This window comes from Roseateles albus, from assembly GCF_028595345.1.
GTDB classification, from domain to species: Bacteria; Pseudomonadota; Gammaproteobacteria; order Burkholderiales; family Burkholderiaceae_C; genus Paucibacter_A; species Paucibacter_A albus.
Window position 1 is genome coordinate 1 of the sequence record NZ_JAQQXT010000032.1, and the last position, 6,174, is coordinate 6,174.

A 6,174-nucleotide genomic window follows, 5' to 3' on the forward strand; every position below is an offset into this window, starting at 1 on the left:
CTGCTGGGCGGCCCGATGGCACACCAGAAGGCTTGGCGACATCAATTCGCACCATAACGGCAAGCCTCACCAGGAACTGCTTCAGTTGCTTGCTTCGGCAAAACGAATTTTGCAGGTCCGACTTCTTATGCATCGGTATTTCGATACATCAGCGTAGGACTGCCCCCCCCCACCGGCTGTCAAACTGATCGGACGCGGAGAACGCCAAGCTCAAGCTAGCAAAAGAAAAGGCGCCGGGGCGCCTTTTCTTGTTTACGACTATATTGCGGTGTTTACGACTTTAATGATCTGTTTACGACTTTAATTGGTCGGAATAACAGCAGATGTTATGAGGAATAAAGTCCGTCGGAAATGCGTCCCGTAAGTGATTGATTTCATTCAATCAGATTTGGCGAGCAAAGTCCGTCGAGGGTTTCGATTTCAGACCCTGCTCTGTACACAAAGCGAATAAAGTCCGTCGATCGGCCGGCCGGCTTCAATATTCCCGGAGCAAACGGTCGACGTAGTCAGCAAAGCAGCGGTTGCGGTCATTGGCGGCCGGGAGTCGAACTCAGGTGCCAGCCACTCAGCAGTCACTGACCCGCAGCAGAATTTGCGGCGCCAATGTCGGGTCTCGAATATGCAGCGGTCATTCAGGTGAGCCGTTGCCGAACTCCTTGATCAACCGGGGCCGAATGGCTGCTGCTTGACCCGTCGAATAAGCGCGATCGTCCCTAAAGGAGCCGCTCGCTGCTTCATCATCTGCGGCGGCTGGGTGCCCAAAGCGGGTATTCGCCGGGGCTCGATCAACTCACGCAATAGCCCTGTTGCGGTCATCCGCAAGCTCAGATGGTGGGCGAAAAGCTGACCCTCTCCGCGCCATATCTTTTGCCAGATAAGCCGCCACTTGTAAGTAGGCCACCAGCGTTTGCCTGCGCATCTTTCAGCGTTGGTACACGAGCGCCGGTGGGGCGCTAGAGTAACGGCTGTCGGTGCTACGACAAGGCAGTTCGCGTTTCTGCCGGTCTCGCACGCTGCAAACCTGTGGAGACCGCCTCAGGCAGGTGCCTAGACTCTGCTAGAGCGCCTGGCCCGCGGAACGGTTGGGGTGATCTTCAGAATCTCCAGCGCAGAAGACAAGGCGGGGTTGGTTGATTTCGAGCTCCATGCCGCGGCGGTGGTTACAACCTCCACCATCTGGGCTAAGGGCTTGAACACCACGCTGTCTGGCGCCATGCGCTTGAGCGTCGCCGGAACTAGTGCGATGCCCTGGCCACAGCCTACCGAGGCGACTTGCGTGGTCACGCTGCGCACTTCATGGAGGATGCGCGGCGAGAAGCCGCTGGCCTGGCACAGCGCAATGATGCGGTCGAAGAAGATCGGGCTTACGCGGCGGCTGAACATCACGAAAGAGTCCGCAGCAAGATCTGAAAGCGCGATGCGCCGGCGCCGGGCTAGGCGGTGCTGGGCAGGCAGTGCGACAAGCAGTTGGTCCTGCGCCATCGTGAAGGTTTGCACATCGCTCCCCAGATCTCCCTCCAAGCGAGCAAAGGCCAAGTCCACATCCCCTGCCAGCAGCGCCGGAATGGCGTCGACGGTGTCGATCTCACGAACCGAAAGGGTCAATTTTGGGTGCTGTTGGCGAAGCCGCTCCAGAAAGGGTGGTAGTACGTCCAACATGGCTGAAGATATGGCGCCAATGGTCAGCATGCCTGTCTGACCTGCAATGGCCTCTTGCACCGCCAGCTCCAACTGTTCCATTTGCAGCAGGAATTTGCGCACCGCTGGCAGGATGGCCTGCCCAACTGGGGTCAGCTGGGTCCCCAAGCGCGAACGCACGAATAGCTTTGCTTTGAGTGCCTGCTCTAGGACTTGTATCTGTTCGGTCAGTGGCGGCTGTGACATACCCAAACGCTTGGCGGCGCGGCCAAAGTTCTGCTCCTCCGCCACCGCGAGGAACAGCCATAGGTGACGCATGAGGCGGAAATTGATCATGGTTTATTCATAGGTTGGGCATATCAGAACGATCCTGAAATCGGAATTTACAGAATGATCACGCCGACCGACAGTAGTGACATCAACTTTAGTCACACCGTCATGCCTGCAGACTTCCTTGCCCGACTGGAGCGCCTGGACACCACCACTGTCTCGGACGCGCTTGACTTCCTCTCCCTGCCCGGCGCCACCGTGGGCCTGCGCCCCCTGTGGAATTGCCCCCGCATCGTGGGTCGTGCCAGCACCGTACAGCTAGGCCCTAAGACCGATAGCTCACCGACGGTGCATCTGATTTCGCCTGTGATCGCCGCTATCACCGCCGGCGACCGGATCCTGGTGATTACTGGCGGCATCGACGGTGTCTCCTGCTGGGGTGACATCCTGGCCAACGCGGCCAAGGTCAAGGGCATCCGTGGCACGGTAATCGACGGCTTCAGCCGCGACATCGACGCCAATGAGCAGATTGCATACCCGATATACGGGCGAGGTGCCACGATGGTCAGCGCACGCAATCGCGTGGTGCAACTCAATGCCGGGCAACCCATCAACGTGGCGGGCGTCACTGTGGCGGAAGGGGACTATGTGATCGCCGACCGCTGCGGCTCGGTATTTGTCCCGGCATCACGTATCGATGAGGTGTTGGATCTGGCAGAGCGAATCGCGCGACGCCAGGACGGCATGGCCCAGGCCGTTCGTGCCGGTCGTTCGGTCGAAGACGTCATGCACGACAGGGAATTCGAAGCCATCAACTCGGGAGCCCCGAAATGAACTCACGAGAAATGAACGCACAAGATCGCGAATTGGTCGCCCTCTTCGAGGGTTTGGACACGCCGGGCGTCTCCGATGCACTGGACAAGCTCGGCATTCCGGGCCAGTGCCTGGGCATCATGCCGCTGGCCGAATACCGTGGCGCCGTGGTCGGCCCGGCTTTCACCGTCAAATACGTGAGCTGCGGTCAGCCCGCTGGCACGGTCGGTGACTTCATCGACGATGTGGCCGAAGGCGACGTGATCGTCATCGACAACGATGGTCGCACCGACGCCACTGTCTGGGGCGACATCATGACCCAGTACGCGGGCTTGCGTGGCATTGCCGCCACCGTGATCGACGGCGTCTGCCGCGACGTGGCCAAGGCGCTGGGGGACGGCTATCCGCTATTCACTCGCGGCCGGTTCATGCGCACAGGCAAGGAACGTGTCGAGGTACTTGCCGTGAACCAGCCGGTGGCCATCGGCACGGCGCGCGTGGTGTCCCGGGACATCGTGGTGGCCGACGCCAACGGCGTGGTCGTCGTACCGCGCGCAAGGGCGTCCGAGGTGGCAGGGGTGGCGCACCGCATTGAGGCCGCGGAATCGCAGATCCGCGAGTTGATCGCGCAAGGGCAGACGCTGGGCGAAGCCCGCGCGCGGCTTGGCTACCACCGGCTGCAGACGAGGAACGCATGAGCCACGCATCCCAGAGCGCCCTTGCGCTCGCCCTCGGCGCATCAACCCTCTACGAAGCATCCGGTCTGCCATGTGCGCTCGACCCTGCAATCCGTCCGGTGTGGACTGGCGCTGCGGTCGCTGCCCCGGCCTACCCGGTGCGCTGCTCCCCTGGAGACAACCTCGCCATTCACCTTGCAGTGGAGCGGGCGCCGCGGGGCAGCGTGCTCGTCGTCACCACCGACGACTTCCTGGCGGGCTATTGGGGCGAGGTGCTTACCGTCGCCGCTGAGGCCGCAGGCATCGTGGGCCTGGTGATTGACGGCGGCGTGCGCGACGTCGCGGCGATGGCGCGCCGTCGCTTCCCGGTCTTCTCGCGCGGCATTTCCGTGTGCGGCACGATCAAGGCGAGCGTGCCATCGGTCGGCCAGCAGATCCTGATGACCGGAGTTCAGATTGCCGCCGGCGACCTGGTGGTCGCCGATGAAGACGGTGTGGTCGTCCTTCCAAGTGCCAGGATCGACGACATCCTGGCGGCTGGTGAAGCAAGGTCACAGAAGGAAGCTGACTTCATGGCACGACTGGCCCGCGGCGAGACGACCGTGGACCTGCTCGGGCTTTCGGCATGGCGGGCGAGCGTATGAACGAAACGACGCAGCGTTTGAATGTCCATCTCGCGGCCGCGCAGCCGTCAGCAACGTACCGGATGATCGACCGCGTGGCCGAACGCAGAGCATCCGGCGCACCCGTGATCTCGCTGAATGCCGGCGAGCCGGACTTCAACACCCCGACCCATGTGCGCCAAGCGGCCATCGACGCCATCAACGATGGCCACACCAGGTACACCCAGGTGGCCGGCTTGCGTGCCTTGCGCGAGGCGATTGCAGCGAAGTTCCGCGTTGAGAACGGCATCGACACGCGTTGGCAGGACACGCTGGTGTGCAGCGGCGGCAAGCAGGTGATTTACAACGCACTGGCCGCCACGCTGAACGCCGGAGACGAAGTCATCGTTCCGGCGCCGTACTGGGTCAGCTACCCGGAGATGGTGCAGTTGTGCGGCGCCAAGGCTGTCGTCGTCGCCTGCAGCGAGTCCAGCGGCTTCAAGCTGACGCCGCAGGCCCTTGCCGATGCAGTCACGCCGCGCACGCGCTGGCTCATCCTCAATTCGCCTTCTAACCCTACCGGCGCGGTGTACACCGCCGAAGAACTGCAGGCACTGGCCGAGGTGCTGCTGTGCCAGCCCCATGTGCTGGTGCTCAGCGACGACATCTACGAACACCTGATCTTCGACGGCGCACACTTCGCCACGATGGTGCAGGCAGAACCCCGCATGCGCGAGCGCACGTTGACGATGAACGGGGTCTCCAAAGCTTATGCCATGACCGGCTGGCGGATCGGCTTTGCGACCGGGCCGGCCTGGTTGCTGCAAGCCATGGAGAAGTTGCAGGGCCAGCAGACCTCAGGCGCCTGTTCCATCTCGCAACATGCAGCCCTGGCCGCGCTGACCGGGCCGCAGGATTTCGTGGAGGACACCCGCGCCGTCTTCGAGCGCCGACGCGATGCGGTGGCAACCCGCCTGAATCGCATCCGTGGTCTGCGTTGTGCGAAACCGGCAGGCGCGTTCTATGCCTTCGCGTCCTGCGAGGGGCTGATCGGGCGTCGCAGCGCCGCGGGGCGCCTGCTCACATCAGACGAAGATGTGGCGTTGGCCATGCTGGACGAGAAAGGTGTCGCCGTCATGCCAGGCAGTGCCTTCGGGCTGGGGCCGTATCTGCGCATCGCTTACGCGATGGACGAGGACTCGCTCGACAAGGCCTGCACGGCGATTCAAGAATTCGCCGATTCGACGAGCTGATGTCGGATCACAACGCCATGACGCCCCTTCGTGAGTTTGAGCGCCAGATCGAGCGACTGCTACGGGCACCCAGTTGCCTCGCAGTCAGCGCCCTCGAAATGGCCGGGCCTGTGCCAGGCCGAAAGTTCGAACAGGTGCCGCAAAGCTGACGTTCGGTTCGCCGACCGTTTTGGTCAACATCGGCTTGCGGGCGATGATGCTGCCTCGCGGTCCCGGTCAGTTCTTGTCCTTCGGATGCGCAGAGTGGGCGCCGGCACGGTGCCCATTGCGAGAAGCTGCTCGACGCTGGAAGGCTGATTTCAGTCGGTGGAACCGTGCACGGCCGAGCCTATTTGTTGGCGGATAAACTGAGTTTCAGATAGCAAAAGAGGCAATTACTTGGACAAAGAATTCGCCGTTAACTCGGATGGATTGCATCAGGCCGTTGAGTTGATGCACCGTGATTTTGGAAAGCTGCCAGTGTTCGACCTCCCGGTAGAGCTACCGGAGCTAGGGATAGGGGCCTCCACTGCACTGAACTCGCTGGCACCTAGCATTCTGGGTGCTGCTGCACGCCTGGGCGAGGTCACATCATTTGCACACATGGACCCGCCAACACCATGGATAACTTGGGCACTTACGCTCTGGAACGCCTCGCTCAATCAGAACCTGCTTCACCCAGCCACAGCGCCAGTCGCTCGCCAAATGGAGCAACGGGTCGTGGCCTGGCTCGCACCATTCTTCAGAATGAACGGCGGGCACATGACACCGGGGTCGTCACTGGCTAATTTGACTGCTTTGTGGTCCGCACGAGAGTGCGCATGTTGGCGATTGCATCGAACTGACCCACCGCGATCACGCAATACTGACCCACTGCTAGAGGCTACCCCAAGGTGCCTGCGTCAGTAGATTGGGATTGATTCTCGTCCTTGGATGAAGCTC

The 6,174-nt window shown here is 61.6% G+C and carries 5 protein-coding genes; 4 read left to right on the forward strand and 1 reads right to left on the reverse strand.

Features of this window, described 5'->3' with window-relative positions; genetic code table 11:
- Positions 1-1,047 precede the first annotated feature (1,047 nt).
- Positions 1,048-1,974, reverse strand: coding sequence for a LysR substrate-binding domain-containing protein (locus PRZ03_RS23670; RefSeq protein ID WP_263533950.1), 927 nt, complete (start codon positions 1,972-1,974; stop codon positions 1,048-1,050).
- Between the two features lie 102 nt (positions 1,975-2,076).
- On the opposite strand from PRZ03_RS23670, the gene PRZ03_RS23675 reads away from it, so the two are divergent.
- The 4 genes from PRZ03_RS23675 to PRZ03_RS23690 are packed head-to-tail and all read left to right on the forward strand — an operon-like array spanning position 2,077 to position 5,253.
- Positions 2,077-2,742, forward strand: coding sequence for an RraA family protein (locus PRZ03_RS23675; RefSeq protein ID WP_273602562.1), 666 nt, complete (start codon positions 2,077-2,079; stop codon positions 2,740-2,742).
- Positions 2,743-2,753: 11 nt separating this feature from the next.
- On the forward strand, positions 2,754-3,419 hold the full coding sequence (locus PRZ03_RS23680) for an RraA family protein (RefSeq protein WP_273602563.1): 666 nt from the start codon (positions 2,754-2,756) through the stop codon (positions 3,417-3,419).
- Entirely contained in the window at positions 3,416-4,042 is a 627-nt protein-coding gene (locus tag PRZ03_RS23685) for an RraA family protein (RefSeq protein WP_273602560.1), read from the forward strand. Before PRZ03_RS23680 ends, PRZ03_RS23685 begins: the two co-directional genes overlap by 4 nt.
- Complete coding sequence (locus PRZ03_RS23690) at positions 4,039-5,253, forward strand: pyridoxal phosphate-dependent aminotransferase (protein ID WP_273602561.1); 1,215 nt, start codon at positions 4,039-4,041, stop codon at positions 5,251-5,253. The genes PRZ03_RS23685 and PRZ03_RS23690 overlap by 4 nt, the downstream gene beginning before the upstream one ends.
- Positions 5,254-6,174: the final 921 nt, after the last annotated feature.

Coding starts and splice junctions, on each gene's coding strand:
- PRZ03_RS23670 (WP_263533950.1), bottom strand. CDS start 1,974: ATGATCAATTTCCGCCTCATGCGTCACCTATGGCTGTTCCTCGCGGTG.
- PRZ03_RS23675 (WP_273602562.1), top strand. CDS start 2,077: ATGCCTGCAGACTTCCTTGCCCGACTGGAGCGCCTGGACACCACCACT.
- PRZ03_RS23680 (WP_273602563.1), top strand. CDS start 2,754: ATGAACGCACAAGATCGCGAATTGGTCGCCCTCTTCGAGGGTTTGGAC.
- PRZ03_RS23685 (WP_273602560.1), top strand. CDS start 3,416: ATGAGCCACGCATCCCAGAGCGCCCTTGCGCTCGCCCTCGGCGCATCA.
- PRZ03_RS23690 (WP_273602561.1), top strand. CDS start 4,039: ATGAACGAAACGACGCAGCGTTTGAATGTCCATCTCGCGGCCGCGCAG.